Source organism: Nocardia vulneris (genome assembly GCF_001613425.1).
Classification (GTDB): Bacteria; Actinomycetota; Actinomycetes; order Mycobacteriales; family Mycobacteriaceae; genus Nocardia; species Nocardia vulneris.
This window is the reverse complement of record NZ_BDCI01000004.1, coordinates 467980-485735: the sequence shown is the minus strand read 5'-3', so window position 1 is coordinate 485735 and position 17756 is coordinate 467980. Positions and strand designations below refer to the sequence as shown.

Below are 17756 nucleotides of genomic sequence, written 5' to 3'. Positions count from 1 at the left end.
CTCAGCTCGGCAGCTGAATAGTGTTGGCGCACACCGCATCGCGCAACTGACGTGGACCCACGTTCGGCGGAATGTCGTACCAGAGATCCAATTCCAGGCGATTGCCCGCGCCGAGGGTGAGCTCGGTCGGCTGCCGTTTGATCGCCATCGCATCCACGCTCGGCGGATGGGCCGCGTCCGCGGTGTCGTCGAGCTGGTAGTCGGCCGGTCGCGTGGTGTGAAAAGTGTTGTCGGTGTTGACGATAGCCACCCGGATGCGGATGAACTGTCCCTTGGGCAGCCATTCGGCGTGCGTGCCGAGGATGTAGCCGATGCCCGGCTCGACGGTCGACGCGGTGACGGTCAGTTTCGCGCAATCCTGCGGGGTGCGGACGTATGCGGTCGGGGCGGGCGGTGGTGGCGGCGCGGCGGGCGGCGCCTCGGTACCGCAGGCGGTGGGCAGGACGAGCAAGAGCAGGAGCAGCCGACGCACGCGCTCCAGCGTAGAAGCAAAAGCCCCGCGACCATTGACATTCGGCGTGACCGGCCACAAACTGGTGGCAGGTGCGGACAATGGTGTCATGCGACACCAATTGGGGCGAGCCCGGTCCGCGCGACTCAGGAGACCTGATGGCTACCACCACGTCCGCCCCGCGGCCGAAGACCTCGGCCCGCACCGGCACGCTCACCGCGACGATCGAGGCGCTGACCATCGGCCTGGACTACGAAGGCGGGATGATCGGCCGGACGAAGGGTCACGACATCCTTCGATTCCGCGCGGGCACAAGGCGTTTCGTCGCCTTCACGCACCCCGACTACGTGGACCACGTGCTGCACGCCGGGCGGTTGAAGTACCACAAGTCCTTCGAATACGAGATCCTGCGGGCGCTGCTCGGGGTCAGCCTGTTCACCGACGAGGACGAGTCCTGGCAGCGCCACCGGACGATGCTCACGCCGATGTTCGCCAAACGGCACCTGCACGGGCTGATCGACCTGATGCTCGAGCCGATCGAGGCGAGCGTCGGCCGGATCGACGCGCAGCCCGGCCGGGTCGAGATCGACATGGTCGGCGAAATGGTCGAACTCACCCTCAACGTCGTCGGCAACGCGCTGTTCGGCCAGCAGTTCGGCCGGATCGCGGTGGGGATGTCGCCGCTGGTCACCGACGGTCTGCGGTTCGCGGAGCGTTTGGAGCGGCTGTTCATCGTGGCGGCGCCGCCCAAACAGGCTTGGCGCGCGGTCGCCGGGGTGGCACTGACGCCGATCCCGTTGCCGCCGCCGTTCCGTCGCATCCAGCGGATCGCGCGGACGCTGGACCGGGAGGTCTGGCAGGTCGTCGACGACCGCCGTGCGCATCCCACCGACAGCCCGGATCTGCTCAATCACCTGCTGCATGCCGCCGACGAACAGGGCAGCCTGCCGGTGCGCCGGGTCCGCGACGAAGCGCTCACCTTCATGCTGGCCGGGCACGAGACCACGGCGAACGCACTGTCGTGGATGTGGTACCTGCTCGCGCTGAACCCCACGGCCAGAACGCGTTTGCTCGACGAGGTCGACTCGGTGCTGGGCGGGCGCCGTCCGACGGCCGCTGATCTGCCCCGATTGCCTTGGACGGCAGCCTGTTTCCAGGAGGCGATGCGCTATTTCTCACCCGCATGGGCCATTCCGCGGGTGGCGATCGCGGACGACGTGATCGACGGGCATCACATCCGCAAGGGCACCACCGTGGTGATCCCCACCCATCACATCCACCACGACGCGCGGTGGTGGCCCAATCCCGAGGAGTTCGATCCGGCGCGCTTCCTGCCCGGCGCGGGCCGCGAGCGGGCGCGTTCGGCCTACCTGCCCTTCGGCGGCGGTAAGCGCATCTGTATCGGTTCGAGTTTCGCCGTGATGGAGTCGGTGTTGATCACCGCGGCGATGAGTCAGCGCTTCGTCTTCGATCTGGTGCCCGGGCATCCGGTCGCGCCGGAGGCCACGTTGACGCTGCGGCCGCGGCACGGTCTGCGAATGATCGCCCGGCGCAGGGATATTCCGGTCGGTTGAGCTCAGTACCAGTGGTTCGCCTGCCAGAAGTCCCAGGCGGCGATCGGGCTGCCGTAGCGCTTGTTCATGTAGTCGTAGGTCCAGCGGATCTGGGTGACCGGGTTGAACTGCCAGTCCGGGCCGTGGGTGCCCATCTTTTCCGGCGGCAACGCCTGGCCGAGACCGTAGGCGCCGCTTTCCGGATTCACCGCGAAAACATTCCAGCCGCTTTCCCGGGTGATGATGTTGTCGAATGCCCAGAAATGGTGCGGCGGCACCATGGTCATCGCCAAGGCTTTCACCGCGGCGCGCGGCATCGACAGGACGGAACCGGCCGGATGTAATTGGCCGCCTTTCGAGGGGGTCGCACAGATCGCCGGCGCGTCGGCGGCCGCGCAGTCGGTGGCCACGGCGTGTGCCGGGGCCATACCTAGGAAAAGCGCACATACGGCTGCTGCGAGAGTGGGAATGACGTACCGCATCGTCGGTCCTTTCGCCTTCAATGGTTGAAGCTCGAAGTCCGTGCTGCGAATTCAGCAAATCACTGGTGACCGACGCGGGGCCGCAGCCACTCCGGAGTGTCCGGGTATCGAATGGGAAATTTCGGGCGCGTCGCCCGCCGTCGACGCGCGGACGACACGCCGGTCCGCGGAATCGCCGGGGAACCAGGTCAGCTCCGTTCGCGTTCCTGTGAAACCCCCTGCGACCTGCCAAAATACTGCCGCGCGGCAGCGCGCGACAGTGATGTCTATGAGCTATTGTCCCTGTTCATGATGAGTAGCCCGGGTCGGACGCGAATTCGAAGCCGTCTCACCGCCTCGGTGGTGGGGGTGATCGTCGCGGCGTTGCTCTCGCCGCCGGTGGCCTCGGCGGACCGGGCACCGGCGCCTGCCTCTCCGACCTCGGTGCCCGCCGCACCGGACGAACCGCCGGGCGGCTCGCCGCCGCGCATTCGCGGCACGAACTGGGCCGGGTACGTGGTGACGGGCAACTTCAAGAGCGTCTCCGCCGAATGGGTCGAGCCGGAGGTGTCGTGCACCGACACCGGTGTCATCCAGCGGGTCGTGCCCTGGGTCGGCTTGAACGGGACCGTGGTCGACGGTAAGCAGGCCCTGCCGCTCATGCAGACCGGTGCCGAAGCCATCTGCGTCAGCGTGGCGGGTGCGATCGCCTCGCTGCCCGGCTTGGCCATCGTGAACCTGGCCAGCGCGACCATCGCGAACAACCCCACCTGGTTCCGCAACGCGGTCCGGGCCGCCGAGGGCGTGAACACCCAGCTGGGACAGGCGGCAGTGGGCGCGTGCCAGACCGCGGGCAGCGGTTCGGCGTCGGGCGCGGCGGTCTGTGCTCAGCAGACGTATCGGATGGCCCTGTGGGAGGCGTATCCGGCGAACCCGGTGATCTATCCCGACGTGACCATGGCCCCCGGCGACAAGATGCAGGCCTCGGTGACCTTCGACGGCTCGGCCTACACGATGACCGTCGCGAACCTGACCCAGAATTGGTCGCGGACCACCGTCGCGCATTCCACCGCCCCCGCGCAGACCGCGGAAATCATTGTCGAAGGCCAGCTCAACAGTGCCCTGCCGGATTTCAGCCCGATCAATTTCACCAACGTGAAGATCGATGGCAAGCCGCTCTCGGCGTTCGCACCGGTGAGTTATTCCATCGGTGCGACCAACGGGGAGCTCAGCCCCGGCCCGATCGCCAAGAGCGGTACCGCGTTCACCATCGCGCGCTAGCGCGGCACGGATTTCGCCCCGCCCCGGCGCGCCCGGGGCGGGGTTTTTCATGGCGCCGGTTCGAACCAGGCCGGGCCGTCGGACAGTGCGTGTGCGAGGCGCAGCGATTCGTGCTCGGGCAGTTCCGGTAGCGCCGCGAGCTCGAACCAGCCGACCTCGAGTGATTCGTCGTCGTTGACCTGTGCGGTGCCGCCGACTGCCCGGCAGCGCATCGTGATGTCCATGAACTGGCAGATATCGCCGTTCGGGTAGGTGTGCGGCGGCATCGCGCGCACCGCGACGAGCCGTTCGGCGACGCAGTGCACGGCGGTCTCTTCGTAGACCTCGCGGACCGCGCATGCGGCCGGATCCTCGCCGGGCTCGGGCATGCCCGCGATGATCGCCCACCGTCCGCTGTCGGCGCGTCGCCCCAGCAGTACCCGGCCCTGGTCGTCGAACACCACCGCGCTCACCCCGGGCAACCAGAGCAGCTGGGTGCCCGCGTCGGCACGGATGGTTCGGATGAAGTCAGGAGTCGCCATGGCACGACAGTAGGGCAGGTCAGGCGGGAGATTGCTATGAGATTTTCCTGTGATTGCACAGAGATCTGTTCGGTGATTGATTCGTTATAGGTCGCGTGTCGGGCTTGGCGTTTTATCCGAAGAGGCGGAATATGGCATTCGGATCCGATGGAATCACAAACACCAGGGTGTTCTCGAAATCCATTCAGGGCCGGTGGTTCTCCCGCCGGTCGTCGACGGAGATCGGAGGAACGCACGATGAAATCCATCGATATCGCGCGAGTCGACCGGGGCGGACGCCGCCTCGTGGTGACCGTGCTGATCGCTACCGCCGCCGTGGGTTCGCTGTTCGGTACCGGTGCGCCGGCGCAGGCCAGGCCGCAGTCCGGCGAGTCCGGTGCGGTCGAGGAGCCGACCGAGAACAAGCTTGCGGCGGGACACGGGATCGCGCCGAGCGCGATCGCGGAACGGGCCTTCGCCGCCGCATGGACCAAACTCGGTTCACCTTACCGCTGGGGCGGCACCGGACCTGACGCCTTCGATTGCTCCGGCCTGGTGGTGTGGGCCTACCGCCTGGCCGGCCGCGAAGTACCGCGCACCAGTGGCGATCAGCTGGCCGCGGGCACCCCGGTCGCGCAGGCCGACCTGCGCCTCGGTGATCTCGTATCCTTCAACGGCGGAGGACATTCCGGGCTCTACGCGGGTGACGGCAACGTCATTCACGCGGGCACCGAGAGCACCGGCGTCACGATCGCGCCGATCTCCTCCATGCCCTTCGCCGGTGCGCGGCGCTTCTGATTCGAGACTGGTCGTTCGGTGATTGAAGACGCAGGACCGGGGTATGTCGCCGTTGGCGGGCCGCTTCGGCGGTCGGACAGGTTGGTTCCTGACCTCGTCAACGGCGACGAGCCGCTCAACGGCGAGTGGGTGGTTCGGGAGCGCACCGGTCCGGACGACGGCGGGCTCGCTGGGTAGATATCGAGATAGATCGGCGTTGCGGTAGTTGGTTGCCGTGGTCGCCCCTGCGAAAGGGGACACCCGGTGTCCATTGCTCTGGTCGACTCCGCGGGCCTGCCGCTGGAGCACGTCGGCGTCTCGCTGGGGTGGGACCCCGCCGAGGTCTGGGTCGATGTCGACGGCTCGGTGACCGCGGACAACAGGATCGACGTGAATTCGGCCGCGCTGGTGTTCAGCGCAGAGGCGTTGGTGGACACCGTTTATCACGAACAGCTGGCCTCGCGGGACGGCGCGATCACACACAGCGGGGACGATCCGACGGGGGCCGGCGCGGGCGACAACGAGGTGATCACCGTGGACCTGACGCTGGTCGCGCCGCAGGTGACCACGGTGCTGTTCGTCGCGACGTCCTACTCGGGACAGAGTTTCGCTCGCATCGAGAACGCGTATTGCCGGGTGCTGGATACCACCTCGGGCGTCGAGCTCACCCGCTACCTGTTGAGCGGTGGTCAGCACACCGGCTTGGTGATCGGCAAACTCGTTCGGACCCAACAGTGTTGGTATTACGTCGGCATCGGCGCGGGCATCTACGCGAACCATCTGGCAGACGCGGTGCCGCAGGCCGTCGCGTACCTGCGCTAGTTCTGTGCGCCATTTACCATCGGGGCTATGCGGATTGCTGCGGCGCAGGCCCGTCCGGCCTGGCTCGACCCGACGGCGGGCACGAAGATCGTGGTGGACTGGCTGACCAAGGCCGCGGCGGCGGGTGCGGAGCTGGTGGCCTTTCCGGAGACGTTCCTGTCCGGCTATCCGATCTGGCTGGCCCGGACCGGCGGCGCCCGCTTCGACAATCCGGCCCAAAAGGCTGCTTACGCCTACTATTTGGATGCTGCCGTGACCTTGGACGGCCCGCAGCTGGGTACGGTGCGCGCGGCCGCCGGCGACTTGGGCGTGTTCTGCTACCTCGGCATCACCGAGCGTGTCCGGGGCACCGTGTACTGCACGTTGGTCGCGATCGATCCGGACCGCGGCATCGTGGGCGCGCACCGCAAGCTGATGCCGACGCACGAGGAGCGGATGGTCTGGGGTATCGGCGACGGAAACGGTCTGCGCGCACACGATTTCGGTGGGTTCCGGGTCAGCGGCCTGTCCTGCTGGGAGAACTGGATGCCGCAGGCGCGGCACGCGCTCTACGCCGACGGCACGACGCTGCACGTCTCCACCTGGCCCGGCTCGATTCGCAACACCAAGGACATCACCCGCTTCATCGCGCTGGAGGGGCGGGTGTACTCCCTGGCGGTCGGCGCCGTCCTCGACTACGCCGATGTGCCCACCGATTTCCCGCTGTACGAGGAACTTTCGGCCCTGGACAAACCGGCGGGCTACGACGGCGGCTCAGCCGTCGCCGCCCCCGACGGTACCTGGCTGGTGGAGCCGGTCGTCGGCACCGAACACCTGATCCTCGCCGACCTGGACCCCACCGAAGTAGCGAAGGAACGCCAAAACTTCGACCCCACGGGCCACTACGCCCGACCCGACATCTTCTCCGTCACCGTAAACCGCACCCGCCGCACCCCCGCCGCCTTCGTCGACTAGCGGCGTGGGGTCAGAAGGGGACCGGCCGATACCCGGCACCGATGTCGTTGCGCGCGTTCAGGTCGGCCATGATGGCGCTGATCGTGGTGCCGACTTCGGGCCCGAAGCAACCGACGGCGAAATAGGCGTTGACCATGCCGACCAGGGTGCTGCCGAGGACGACAGGCGCACCGGAATCGCCACGCAGGACACACATCTGGGTCCAGGTCTCGGTGTTGGTGGCCCGGACATCACCCCAGGTGACGCCGCAGCTCGTGCCGCTGGTGGAGCCGCGCTTGCAGACGATCGCGGGAAACTGTGCCGGTGCGCCGAGTTCGGTGATGGTGGTGCCGCCGATCCGGTTCACCGGGTTGACGCGATGACGGTCGAATTCGATGACGGCGTAATCCAGTACCGGATCGGAGTGGACGAACCGGCCGATCACCCCGGAGTCCGGATCGGCGTCGGCCACGACGGTCGCACCGGCCTTCCCGCAATGTCCGGCGGTCAGCCCGACCAGCCGATCCGCGCTGTCGCGTCCGATGGTCGTCAACGTGCACACCGCGCGTCCGTCGACGACGATGCCCGAGCCGCCGCCGATCGCCGGGCCGGAGTTCGCGCCGACGGTGGAATCTGCCGGGGCAGGCGCCGAATCGGGGTGCGCGACAGCGGGCGCGGCGTGGGCGGCAGCGGGCGCCGCGCCCAGTACGGCTGCGGCGGCGAGAGCGAGGGCGGTTCGGGTCACGAGCAGGACTCCTCTTGGTCGGACTTCCGGCGCCGTATCACCGGGTGTTCGCGGCATTCCCGGGTCGACCGATTCCAAACAGAGTATGGCGCAGTCGAATTCGCCCTACGCTCAGGGGCGGATGATCGGGTGCTCGCGGCTGATGTCGATGCCGAGCAGCCGGCGCGCCGCGGTGGCATACGCTTCGGGGTCCTCGAGCTGCGGATAGTGGCCCAGGCCAGGCAGTTCGATCACCGGCGCGGAGGGGCGCAGTGCGCGTAGCCCTTTGAGGACCGCGACCGTCGCGACCGGATCCGCGGTGCCCCAGAGCAAGCCGATCGGCTTGCCCCAGTCCCGGATCGCGCCGTGCCAGCGCTCGGCGTGTGTCACGCGTTCGTCCAGGTAGGCGGTGAGCAGGTGGGCGATCCGGTGGCCGTCGGCGTGCGCGAGCAGTTCCCACTGCGCGGCGGCCTCGCGCTCGGTCAGCGGGTGGGCCTTCGAGAACACCGCGCCGAACTCGCGGGTGAACATCGCCCGATTCGCCAGGCGTGCCGCGATCGGCCCGAGCCTGCCGCGCAGGATCTTCTGAATCGGCCGCAGCGTCGCCTTTTCCAGAATGATGCTGCCGTTGCCGAGCACGGCCCGCTCCAGCGAGAAGGGGAGCGTGCCGTCGAGGTCCCTGGCGATCAGCTCGGTGGCGACGGAGGTCCCCATGTCGTGCGCGAGCAACACGACCGGGCCCGGATCGAGTGCGGCGACCACGTCTTCGACGGTATCGGCGTGCTCGAACAGGCTGTAGCGGTGCGGCCGGGGTTTCTCCGAGAGCCCGAAGCCGAGGCAGTCGAGGGCCAGCCAGCCACGCCCGCCGAGCCGGTCGACCACGCCGCGGAAGTCGAACGAACTGGACGGGTATCCGTGCAGCAGAAGGACGGTCGGTCCGTCACCGGGCGCGGAGCGGACGAACACCGAGCCCGCTCGGGTACGCACCTGTTGCCCGCCATCGCGCCATATGTGGACCAGATTCGGCATCACAAATGCGACATTACGGCCTATCCGCCCATCGCGGGGCCACTCCGGTACCCAGACGTACCGCGAGCACTCAGAGGAACGCGCCGTTGATCAGATAGGGCCTCGGCTCGGTCATTCCGCGTAACGCCAGATAGCCCTCCTGGAACAGGTCGAGGCGGGCCGCGAGCCCGGCATCGATCGCCCACTCGTTGGCCGTGGTGATCGAATTGACCATGATCGGGCCCGGTGCGGTAGCGAGAGCCTCCCACAACAGTTTTCGCGCGGTGTCCGGATGCGCGGCGGCCAGGAGCTTCGTGTTGCCGTGCGCATCGAGGTAGACATAACCGGGTTCGGCGCGCGAGACGACGAGCCGGTTGGCGCCCAGCAGGTAGCCGTGATCGGGTCCGTGCCCCACGCCCCGCAACTGCTGGTCGAGTCGATCCATCCAGTCGAAGTCTTCGGCGGTGCCCTCGGCCAGGCCGGTAACAGCAGGTAGCGCCGAACGATCGACTGTGCCGACCATGCGCATCTGCGGGTGCAGCGTGAACCCGGCCAGCCGATAGCGCCGGGTCGCGCCCGGGTGCCCGGATGCCGAGATCATCCCCGCGCGATCGCCCGCGTGCGCGAGCACGGCGTCCATCAGCCGTTTGCCGATGCCGGTGCCCTGCTGGCCCGGCAGCACGGCGTAAGACGCCAGATACCAGAGCTGTTCCCGATTCTGCGACACCGCGAGGCCGACCACCTCGTCGTCACGCGTGGCCACCCAGCAGCCCGCCGGATCCGCGGTCAGGAAATAGCGCAGCCGATCCGACCACTGCTTCGCGTCGGCCTCCGATCGCGGTTCCGGTTCCGGCTCGTTGACTCGCCGATAGCGCCGGTCCACTTCGAGAAATCCGAGGCCGGAAGCCCGTTCCGCCCCCGGCACGTCCGTTGTGCGCATGAGTCTGACCGCAACGGAGTCCATGGCGGTCACGCTACCGATCGGCGGAAAACGGGGACACCGAATTTCCGCGCGCTCAGTCGGTGAGCCCTCGCCGGACCAGCAGCGGCTCGATCTCGGGCGCCCGGCCGCGGAACGCCGCGAAGGCGGCCAGCGGATCGACCGAACCGCCGCGCGCGAGCAATTCGCGCCGGAACACCTCGCCCTTGTCGCGGATGGAGGCGGCGCCGTCGGTGAACCATTCGACCGTGTCCGCGTCCAGGACTTCGCTCCAGATGTAGGAGTAGTAGCCCGCCGCGTAGCCGCCGGAGAAGATGTGCGCGAAATACGCGGTGCGGTACCGCGGCGGAATCGTCGCCATGGCCAGCCCCGCCCGTCGCAAGGCCGCCGTTTCGAACGCTTCGGCGTCGGTGCCCGCCAGCGCGTCGGCGTCCGGCACCCGATGCCACGCCCAATCCAGCAGTGCCGCACCGAGATACTCCACGGTGCGGAAGCCGGTGCCGAAACGCTCGGCCGCTGCCATCCGCTCGATCAGAGCGGCGGGCATCGGCTCGCCGGTCTCGAGATGGCGCGCGTAGTTCGCCAGGATCTCCGGCCTGGCCATCCACATCTCGTTGACCTGAGACGGGAATTCCACGAAATCCCGGGGTACCTCGGTGCCGGCGAAGAACGGAAAGTGCACGTCGGAGAACAGGCCGTGCAGCGCGTGCCCGAACTCGTGGAACAGTGTCCGGACGTTGTCCCAGGTCAGCAGGGCGGGCTCGCCACTGGGCGGTTTCGCGATATTGAGGTTGTTGACCACCACCGGGCGCTGGTCGAGCAGGTGCGATTGGCTGACCAATTCGTTCATCCAGGCCCCGCCGCGCTTCGAGGGCCGGGCGAAGAAGTCGCCGAGGAACAACCCGAGCGGGGCGCCGTCGGCGTCGAAGACCTCGAAGATCCGCACTTCCGGGTGGTAACCGACGAGGTCCTCGCGTTCGACAAGGGTTATCCCGTAGGCCTTTTCGGCGGCGAAGAAGACGCCGTCGCGCAGCACGCGGTTCAGTTCGAAGTACGGGCGCAGCGCCTCACCGTCGACCGAGAACTGTTCGGCCCGGACCTTTTCCGACCAGAACTGCCAATCCCACGAGTGGAGTTCGTCGTTCGGCGCACCGTTCGCCGCGCGCATCGTCGCCGCCAGCTCGGCCGCCTCGCGTTCGGCGTTGGCGACCGCGGGCGGCACCAGCTTTCCGAGCATCTCTTCCACCGCCGCAACGGTTTTCGCGGTCTGATCGGCCACCGCGTACGCGGCGTGATCCGGGTAGCCGAGCAGCGCGGCCCGCTCGGCGCGCAGGGCGGCGATCCGGACGGCGAGCGCGTGATTGGGCTCGTCGGCACCGAATCCGCGGCCCAGCGAGGCGGTCATCACGCGCTGCCGGACGTCGCGGTTCTCCAGTTCGGCGAGCACGGGCTGATTGGAGACGTTCTGCAGGCGCAGCGCCCATGCGCCGGTGTGGCCGAGCGCCTGGGCGTTCTCGGCGGCGGCGGTGACGGCGGCGGGGGCGAGCCCGGCCAGTTCCTCGGTCCGGTCGAGCACCAGTGCGGCGGCGTTCGTCGAGGCGAGGATGTTCTGCCCGAATTCGGTTGCGGTGGTGGCCAGCTCGCTGTTCAGCTCGCGCAGTCGCGCTTGCTCGGTAGGGCCGAGGCGAGCGCCGGCCCGGACGAATCGGGTGTGGTACTCGGTCAGCAGCCGGGATTCCTCGGCGGTCGATTCGAGTTCGGCCGCGCGCTCGTGCAGCGATTCGATCCGCGCGAAGAGGGCCGGATCGAGATAGATGGCGTCCCGGTGCGCGGCCAGGCGCGGCGAGATCTCGGCTTCGATCGCGTCGGTGCCGGGGGTGGAATCCGAGGAGGTGATGTTGAAGAAGACGTTGGCCACCCGGGTCAGCAGCCTGCCGGAACGTTCCAGCGCCACAATGGTATCGGCGAAGGTGGGCACCGTGTCGAGGGCGGTGATGGCGGCGATCTCCGCGAGCTGCTCGGCCATGCCGCGATCGAACGCCGGCAGGTAGTGCTCCTCGCGGATCAGGGCGAACGGAGGCAACTGGTAGGGCAGCGTGCTGCGCTCGAAAAACGGGTTGCTCGTCATGGACCGACTCTATGCCGCCGCGCGCACTACCTGGTTTCGTCGGCGGCGGACCGACGGGTAGCGACGCCGCCGAGAAAAGTGCGGATGGCGTTGTCGGCGATCACGTGCTTGGGCACATTCGCCTGCTGGGCCGTGGTGGCGGCGACGTAGAGGTGCGCGTTGAAGATGCCTTCGACCCATTCGGTGGGCAGGTCCGGATCGAGTGCGCCGTCGGCCTGCGCGGCGGCGATGAGGGCGCGCAGTGACGCGTCGCTGGTATCGCCCCAGTGCGGGTTGCCGCTGAAGCGGCCGGGATCGGTGAAGAGGAAGACCACGTGGTCGGCGACTTCGACGAAGGAGCGCAGCAGATAGATGAGGTGGTCCAGGGGCGGGCGGGTGCCGTCGTTCGCGGCGCGGGCGATCGTGTCGATGGTCTGCAACGAGTCGAGCAGGACGGCGTCGACGAGATCCTGCCGCTCGGGGAAGTAGCGGTGCAGCGTGCTGCGGGACACCTCGGCGCGCTCGGCGATATCGCTCAGTGCGGCGGTGAAATCACGCGCCCAGACCGTGAGGGCCGCGGTCATGATGGCGGTCCGGGTGCGGGTGCGTGGGCCGCTCGACGCTATCGATCGCGCGTCTGCCGTCCCGCTCCTGACCATGGCGGAACAGTAGCATCCAGATCGGCTGGATGGGACATAAGACATTGTTTATGAGACATCGATGTCCTATTTTGATAGTCATGCGACGTAAAAGACTCCTGATGTTCGCGGGCGCGACGGTCTCGCTCGGCCTACTTGCCTGGCTCGCGCTGCGCGACACCGCCCCGGTCGGCCACTTCACCTCGGCCGCGGGCCGGGATCGGTTCTTCACCGCGTATGACCGGGCGATGCGTGATCTGCCCACGCCGAACGCCACCTTGGATTTGCGCACCGAGTTCGGCGTGGTCCGGATGTACCGTTTCGACGGCGCGAACCCGTCCGAGCCGCCGCTCGTGCTGCTGCCCGGCCATGCCGCGTCCACGCCGATGTGGGCCGCCAATCTGCCCTCGCTGCGGAAGCTGCGCACGGTCTACACCGTCGACCTGCTCGGCGAACCGGGTGCCAGCATCCAGGACCGGCCGATCGAAAGTCATCGCGACCAAGCCCGCTGGCTGCATCAGGCCTTGGCGGGACTGCCCGAGCCGAAGGTGTACCTGTTCGGTGTCTCGATCGGCGGGTGGACCGCGACGAATCTCGCGATCCACCAGCCGGAGAAGATCGCCGGGGTGATCGCGCTGGATCCGGCGATGACCTTCGCGCCCATGCCGATCGAGACGATCCTGCGTTCGATTCCCGCGTCCGTGCGCTGGTTTCCGAAGAGCTGGCGCGACTCCTTCAACAGTTGGACCGCCGGCGGTGCGCCGGTCGAGGATGTCGCGGTCGCCGACCTCATCGAGTCGGGTATGCGGCACTACGCCATGAAACTGCCCACGCCCGAGCAGTTCACCGACGACCGATTGCGCAGTCTGACGATGCCGTTCCTGGTCATCCTCGCGGGCCGGTCGGTCATCCACGACGCCGCCGCGGCGGCGCGGCAAGCCGAGGCCACGCTGAGCCACGCGACGGTGCGTCGCTACGACCAGGCCAGCCACGCGATCAATGGCGAATACCCGGACGAGATCGCCGCCGACACCGCCGCGTTCCTCGACGCGCACCGGTGATCCGGCGCGGCCTACTCGGCCGCGAGATCGGCCTGCGGTCGTGGCGGCCGGATGACGAATCGCCGTACCACCGGCTCGACGATGCGCGCGCCGATGGGTCCGAGGATCGCCATCAGCAGCACGTAAGTGGTGGCCAGGGCGGCGAATTCGGCGGGCAGCGCACCGGCGGCCACCGCCAGGCCTGCGATGACGATGGAGAACTCGCCGCGGGCGACGAGCGCGGTCCCGGCGCGGGCGCGGCCGAGGGTGGTGGCACCGGCCCGCTTGGCGGCCCACCAGCCGGTGGCGATTTTCGTCGCGGTCGTCACCACCGCGAGCAACACGGCCCAGCCGAGCACCGGCGGAATGCTCGCCGGATCGGTCGACAGGCCGAAGAGCACGAAGAACATCGCGGCGAACAGGTCACGCAGCGGTTCGAGAATCTTGGTCGCGCTGTGCGCGGTGGAATCCGAGATGGCGATGCCGAGCAGGAAGGCGCCGACCGCCGCGGACACCTGCACCGCCGAGGCGATGCCCGCCACCAGCAGCGCCGCGCCGAGCAGCTTGAGCAGGAACACTTCCCGGTCGTCGCTGGCGACGACGGCGGAGACGTACTTCCCGTAGCGCAGCGCGATGACGAGCACGATGGTCACCGCGATGAGCGCGATGCCGAGCGTTTTCAGGCCCGCGAGCAGGCCGACGCCCGCCAGCACCGCCGTGAGCACCGGCAGATACGCGGCCATCGCGAGATCTTCGAACACCAGGATCGACAGGATGACCGGTGTCTCCCGGTTGCCGAGGCGGCCGAGGTCGTTCAACACCTTCGCGACGATGCCCGAGGACGAGATATAGGTGACCCCGGCCATCGCGATCGCTCCGGTCAAACCCAGGCCGAGGCCGAGCGCGACGATCACCCCGGGGGTGGCGTTGAGCGCGATATCGAGCAGTCCGGCCGGCCAGGATCTTCGCATCCCGGTCACCAGCTCGGCCGCGGTGTACTCCAAGCCGAGCAGCAGCAACAGCAGCACGACGCCGATCTCGCTGGCGAGATGGATGAACTCGTCCACCTGATGCAACTCGACCAGGCCGCCGGTGCCGAACACCAGTCCGCCGAGCAGGTACAGCGGAATCGGCGACAGGCCGATCCGGGCCGCGATCCGGCCGAGCACGCCGAGCCCGAAGAAGACTGCGCCCAGCTGGATGAGCGCCATTGCGGTTCCCTCGATCACCATCGGCTCACCCGTCCGTCAGGATCTCGGCGGCGGCGTCGAGGCCCTCGTCGGTGCCGACGACAACGAGCAGATCGCCCGCGGTGAACGTGAAATCCGGCCCGGGGGAGGGCTGCACCTGACCGGCGCGCATCACGGCGACGGTGGAAGCCGTTGTCCGGCTGCGCATCTCGGTCTCGCCGAGGGTGCGTCCGTCGTACGGTGAGCCGCCGATGATCGGCATCGTCCTGGTCTGCACCCCGGCGATGCCGCGGTGTTCCTTCAGGAGCTGGGACACCAGTTGCGGGGCGCCGAGCAGGTTGGCGAGGACGCCCGCTTCCTTGGCGGTCAGCGGTATCTGGACGGTGGTCTCCGGATCGCCGAGTTTGGTGTAGATCAGGTCGATGGTGCCGTCACGGTGTTCGACGACGCCGATGCGACGGCCCAATTTCGTCAGCGGAAACTCTTTTCGCACACCGATTCCCGGCAGCGATGTCACCTCTATGTTCACTGCAAACCCCATCCGATCCTGACCGGTACCTTACCTTTTCTTTACCTTTGGTACCAAACGGGACGACTGGGGCGGGCCGCTTCCGCGGATTCACTCGGCGGCGGGAACCGCGGTCTCGTGCACCGAGCGCCACAGATAGCCGTGGTCCGCGACGAACAGGATGGCGGTGACCAAGCGGCGGGTGCGCAGCTCGGCCAGACTGTTCTCCGCGACGAAGCGGACGGTGACGATCTTGCCGCTGTGTGCGAGCTCCTCGAGGTCGGTGACCTCGATTTCCAGGCCGGGCTGGCTGTTCTTCGCCGACCACACACCGGCGAGCAGGGTGTCCCGGTCGACGACCTGGCCGACCGTGGTCACCGCGGAGAACTTGTCGTGCAGCGCGTTGGCGAACCGGTCGAACACCTTGGGCGGTGCGTTCGAACTCATCCATTCGGCGAGATCGAAGTGCAGGGCGGCGACCACGTCGGCCAGGTGGGGATGTGCGGACATCAGCGGCGGATCTCGATCTCGGTAGCGCGGTCGGGTTCGCTCCGAAGATCATATCCAGCGCGGTCGGTCCTAGGTGTCCGCGCCGACCAGTGCGGTGGCCGGCGCCTGCGCCGGTGTCTCCGGCGGGGTGTCCAGGTCGCGGCGGCGCGTGCGGTAGTACTGGAGCACGCCGATCCCGGCGAGGCCGAGCAAGGCTGTCCCGATGCTGATCTGCCACCCTGGCGGGCGCCAGGTGATGGTCAGTTCGGCGTTGCGGGTGCCTGCCGGGAGGTCCGCGGCGAGGAAGGTCTTCGCGACGGCGGCGGTCGGAACCTCCTTGCCGTTCAAGGTGATTCGATAGCCCGGCCAGGCGAGCCGGGCGAACACGACCCGGCCGCCGTTCGCGGAACTCACCGTGGCCCGGCTGGTGTAGTCGCCGTCGGTGATCGAAGTGGCGCGCACGCCGGCCGCGGTCGCGGCGATCGCACCGTTGCGTGCGGGCTGCGCACCGGGCATGCGTTCGAGGACCGAGATGTAGCGCTCGTGGCCCGGGTAGTCGACCCACCGCCAGCCGTTGGGCGCGGGCGAGTTACGCGCGTCCGGGTACTGGGCCCGGTGCAGCACAACGCGATCGACCTGCATGAGGTCGACAATCGTGGTGCCGGTACTCGGTTCGGTCTCGAAGGCGCGCCGGAACGCGTCCGGACAGGTGCTGCCGTCCCAGGCCATGCACAGCACGCCGGCGAACGGCGCGTGGCCGATGGGGGTGTACCCGTTGACGTAGCGGGACTGCAGATTCTTCGCGTAGTTGCCGATCGCGAGCGAACCGTATGCACCGGCGAGCGAGCGGTCCTGCGGGCCGAGCACCGCGCGATCGGCGAGTTGCAGTGTGAGACCGTCGAAATCGGGGAAGGCCGCGGTCATCTCGGACCGCCGCTCGGGGAAGTTGTAGGACATCGGCGTCTCGGGTGCGCTGCGCACCTGGGCGTAGGCGATCGGGAACATCACGAAGATGGCCAGCGCACACGCCAGTGCCGGCCCGCGGTTGCGCAGTAGCCACAGTGTCGCGGCGCCGACCGCGAGCACCACCGCGGCCGCGAGCAGATGCCGCAGCACCAGCGCGGGTGCCGCCGAGAACGAGCGCACGAACAGCAGCGCGACCAGCACGGCGGCGGCGACGCCGCGCCGCCGCCAGGACGTGAAAGTGCCGTGGCGGCTGAGCAATACGCAGACCAGCACGAGCAGCGCGATGGCGAGCATGGGCAGCACGCGCGCGGGCCAGCGCAGCGGCCCGACCGCACCGGGCCCGGCCGTCCACATCAGCATGGCCGCGGCGAAGATCGCGATTCCGCTGAACTCGCGCGCGGAACGCGCCGCGGCGTGCCAGCCGATGAAGGCCAGCGCGGGAATCAGGAACCACGCGATATAGACCATCGGCAACGGCTGCACGTGCCCCCACCACGCGGTGAACGCCGGCGTCGTGCTCGGCAGGCTCGCGTTCAACGACTCCGACCAGGGCACGGTCAGGAACGGATCGTTGTGGATCTTGGCGTTGCCCCGCCAGGTCACCTGCGAGGAGAGGATGCCGGGCAGGTTGGCCGCCATGGCCGCCAGCGCGGCGCACCCCGCCGCCGCCATCAGCCGCAGCGACGGTCCCCAGCGGCGCTGGTGGATGACCTCGCCGACCACGACGGCGGCGATCATCAACCCGGCTTCGACTGCGGGAAAGGCGTATTGGACGGTCAGGGTCAGGTACAGGAAGGCGAAGACCGGGATCGGACCGCTGCGTCCGCGCGCGTAGTACACCGCCGAGGCCCAGGCGTGCACGAGCCACGCGGTGGCGGTGTGCGAGGTCATCCAGCTGGCCTGGTCGAAGAACAGGAACCAGCCACTCAGTGGGAAGGCCACACCGGCCAGCGCCGCCCACGGGGCGTGCGCACCGTAGGCGCGGCAGATCCGGAACACGCCGAGCGCGGCGATGATCGAGAAGATCAGCTTCACCGCCGTGGCGTACACGGCCAGGTTGTCCATCGAGGGCGCGAGCAGGTGCACGAGCAGTTGGGGCGGGTTGTAGAGGCCGGCTTCCTCCAGGGAGTAGTTGCCCGCCATCCATTCCCAGGGCACCAGCGCGGGGAAACGTCCCTCCCGCAGGTGCGTGCCGAGGGCCACCCACATCGGCGCGTACTGCGCCTCGGTGTCGTCGGTGTAGTAGTGCCGAGCGTCGGCCAGCAGGACCGCCGCATACCCGGCGATCACTCCGACTACGGTTACCGCTCCCCAGATTCGCGTGTCTTTCCGCGACGCGTCCACCGCAGTTGCTCCCACGAGCGCCAG

18 protein-coding genes are annotated in these 17756 nt (G+C 68.3%); 6 read left to right on the top strand and 12 right to left on the bottom strand.

Annotated elements, in window-relative coordinates:
- Position 1 precedes the first annotated feature (1 nt).
- Entirely contained in the window at positions 2-472 is a 471-nt protein-coding gene (locus tag NVU01S_RS08200) for a hypothetical protein (RefSeq protein WP_052280092.1), read from the bottom strand.
- Between the two features lie 137 nt (positions 473-609).
- On the opposite strand from NVU01S_RS08200, the gene NVU01S_RS08195 reads away from it, so the two are divergent.
- The gene (locus NVU01S_RS08195; RefSeq protein ID WP_043663280.1) at positions 610-2025 is read left to right on the top strand and encodes a cytochrome P450; all 1416 of its coding nucleotides are present in this window, start codon (positions 610-612) and stop codon (positions 2023-2025) included.
- A gap of 2 nt (positions 2026-2027) precedes the next feature.
- Here NVU01S_RS08195 and NVU01S_RS08190 read toward each other — a convergent pair whose 3' ends face one another.
- The gene (locus NVU01S_RS08190) at positions 2028-2432 is read right to left on the bottom strand and encodes an aggregation-promoting factor C-terminal-like domain-containing protein (protein ID WP_029901418.1); all 405 of its coding nucleotides are present in this window, start codon (positions 2430-2432) and stop codon (positions 2028-2030) included.
- Between the two features lie 342 nt (positions 2433-2774).
- On the opposite strand from NVU01S_RS08190, the gene NVU01S_RS08185 reads away from it, so the two are divergent.
- A complete protein-coding gene (locus tag NVU01S_RS08185) occupies positions 2775-3746 on the top strand; it encodes a G1 family glutamic endopeptidase (protein ID WP_156161383.1) in 972 nt (323 codons plus the stop codon).
- 47 nt (positions 3747-3793) lie between these two features.
- On the opposite strand, the gene NVU01S_RS08180 is transcribed toward NVU01S_RS08185, so the two are convergent.
- Entirely contained in the window at positions 3794-4267 is a 474-nt protein-coding gene (locus NVU01S_RS08180; protein WP_014982268.1) for an NUDIX hydrolase, read from the bottom strand.
- Between the two features lie 237 nt (positions 4268-4504).
- Between NVU01S_RS08180 and NVU01S_RS08175 the strand changes: the two genes are divergently transcribed.
- The 3 genes from NVU01S_RS08175 (at position 4505) to NVU01S_RS08165 (ending at position 6799) form a co-directional block, all read left to right on the top strand.
- Positions 4505-5044, top strand: a complete 540-nt coding sequence (locus NVU01S_RS08175) for a C40 family peptidase (protein WP_052280093.1) — start codon at positions 4505-4507, stop codon at positions 5042-5044.
- Positions 5045-5287: 243 nt separating this feature from the next.
- Positions 5288-5845, top strand: coding sequence for a TerD family protein (locus NVU01S_RS08170; protein ID WP_043663289.1), 558 nt, complete (start codon positions 5288-5290; stop codon positions 5843-5845).
- Positions 5846-5872: 27 nt separating this feature from the next.
- Complete coding sequence (locus NVU01S_RS08165; protein ID WP_043663292.1) at positions 5873-6799, top strand: carbon-nitrogen hydrolase family protein; 927 nt, start codon at positions 5873-5875, stop codon at positions 6797-6799.
- A gap of 10 nt (positions 6800-6809) precedes the next feature.
- On the opposite strand, the gene NVU01S_RS08160 is transcribed toward NVU01S_RS08165, so the two are convergent.
- The 5 genes from NVU01S_RS08160 to NVU01S_RS08140 form a co-directional block, all read right to left on the bottom strand.
- On the bottom strand, positions 6810-7529 hold the full coding sequence (locus NVU01S_RS08160; RefSeq protein WP_043663666.1) for a S1 family peptidase: 720 nt from the start codon (positions 7527-7529) through the stop codon (positions 6810-6812).
- 105 nt (positions 7530-7634) lie between these two features.
- Positions 7635-8531: an alpha/beta fold hydrolase gene (locus NVU01S_RS08155; protein ID WP_043663295.1), complete on the bottom strand. Its 897-nt coding sequence runs from the start codon at positions 8529-8531 to the stop codon at positions 7635-7637.
- A 70-nt stretch (positions 8532-8601) separates the two neighbouring features.
- Entirely contained in the window at positions 8602-9450 is an 849-nt protein-coding gene (locus NVU01S_RS08150; protein WP_244467078.1) for a GNAT family N-acetyltransferase, read from the bottom strand.
- A gap of 76 nt (positions 9451-9526) precedes the next feature.
- Positions 9527-11578 (bottom strand): M3 family metallopeptidase, encoded by a 2052-nt coding sequence (locus NVU01S_RS08145; protein ID WP_043663298.1) that lies wholly within the window; start codon positions 11576-11578, stop codon positions 9527-9529.
- 26 nt (positions 11579-11604) lie between these two features.
- Complete coding sequence (locus NVU01S_RS08140; RefSeq protein ID WP_052280095.1) at positions 11605-12141, bottom strand: TetR/AcrR family transcriptional regulator; 537 nt, start codon at positions 12139-12141, stop codon at positions 11605-11607.
- Positions 12142-12296: 155 nt separating this feature from the next.
- Between NVU01S_RS08140 and NVU01S_RS08135 the strand changes: the two genes are divergently transcribed.
- On the top strand, positions 12297-13256 hold the full coding sequence (locus tag NVU01S_RS08135; protein ID WP_052280096.1) for an alpha/beta fold hydrolase: 960 nt from the start codon (positions 12297-12299) through the stop codon (positions 13254-13256).
- Positions 13257-13267: 11 nt separating this feature from the next.
- On the opposite strand, the gene NVU01S_RS08130 is transcribed toward NVU01S_RS08135, so the two are convergent.
- The 4 genes from NVU01S_RS08130 to NVU01S_RS08115 form a co-directional block, all read right to left on the bottom strand.
- Entirely contained in the window at positions 13268-14467 is a 1200-nt protein-coding gene (locus tag NVU01S_RS08130; RefSeq protein WP_043663307.1) for a cation:proton antiporter, read from the bottom strand.
- Positions 14468-14471: 4 nt separating this feature from the next.
- Positions 14472-14954 carry a cation:proton antiporter regulatory subunit gene (locus NVU01S_RS08125; RefSeq protein WP_043663310.1) on the bottom strand — a complete coding sequence of 161 codons (483 nt, stop codon included), beginning with the start codon at positions 14952-14954 and terminating at the stop codon, positions 14472-14474.
- A 90-nt stretch (positions 14955-15044) separates the two neighbouring features.
- A complete protein-coding gene (locus NVU01S_RS08120) occupies positions 15045-15443 on the bottom strand; it encodes a hypothetical protein (protein WP_052280097.1) in 399 nt (132 codons plus the stop codon).
- Between the two features lie 69 nt (positions 15444-15512).
- Positions 15513-17678, bottom strand: coding sequence for a hypothetical protein (locus NVU01S_RS08115; RefSeq protein WP_063775897.1), 2166 nt, complete (start codon positions 17676-17678; stop codon positions 15513-15515).
- Between the last annotated feature and the right edge of the window lie 78 nt (positions 17679-17756).

Coding starts and splice junctions, on each gene's coding strand:
- NVU01S_RS08195 (WP_043663280.1), top strand. CDS start 610: ATGGCTACCACCACGTCCGCCCCGCGGCCGAAGACCTCGGCCCGCACC.
- NVU01S_RS08190 (WP_029901418.1), bottom strand. CDS start 2,432: ATGGCCCCGGCACACGCCGTGGCCACCGACTGCGCGGCCGCCGACGCG.
- NVU01S_RS08185 (WP_156161383.1), top strand. CDS start 2,775: ATGATGAGTAGCCCGGGTCGGACGCGAATTCGAAGCCGTCTCACCGCC.
- NVU01S_RS08180 (WP_014982268.1), bottom strand. CDS start 4,267: ATGGCGACTCCTGACTTCATCCGAACCATCCGTGCCGACGCGGGCACC.
- NVU01S_RS08175 (WP_052280093.1), top strand. CDS start 4,505: ATGAAATCCATCGATATCGCGCGAGTCGACCGGGGCGGACGCCGCCTC.
- NVU01S_RS08165 (WP_043663292.1), top strand. CDS start 5,873: ATGCGGATTGCTGCGGCGCAGGCCCGTCCGGCCTGGCTCGACCCGACG.
- NVU01S_RS08155 (WP_043663295.1), bottom strand. CDS start 8,531: ATGCCGAATCTGGTCCACATATGGCGCGATGGCGGGCAACAGGTGCGT.
- NVU01S_RS08150 (WP_244467078.1), bottom strand. CDS start 9,450: ATGCGCACAACGGACGTGCCGGGGGCGGAACGGGCTTCCGGCCTCGGA.
- NVU01S_RS08145 (WP_043663298.1), bottom strand. CDS start 11,578: ATGACGAGCAACCCGTTTTTCGAGCGCAGCACGCTGCCCTACCAGTTG.
- NVU01S_RS08140 (WP_052280095.1), bottom strand. CDS start 12,141: ATGACCGCGGCCCTCACGGTCTGGGCGCGTGATTTCACCGCCGCACTG.
- NVU01S_RS08135 (WP_052280096.1), top strand. CDS start 12,297: ATGCGACGTAAAAGACTCCTGATGTTCGCGGGCGCGACGGTCTCGCTC.
- NVU01S_RS08130 (WP_043663307.1), bottom strand. CDS start 14,467: ATGGTGATCGAGGGAACCGCAATGGCGCTCATCCAGCTGGGCGCAGTC.
- NVU01S_RS08120 (WP_052280097.1), bottom strand. CDS start 15,443: ATGTCCGCACATCCCCACCTGGCCGACGTGGTCGCCGCCCTGCACTTC.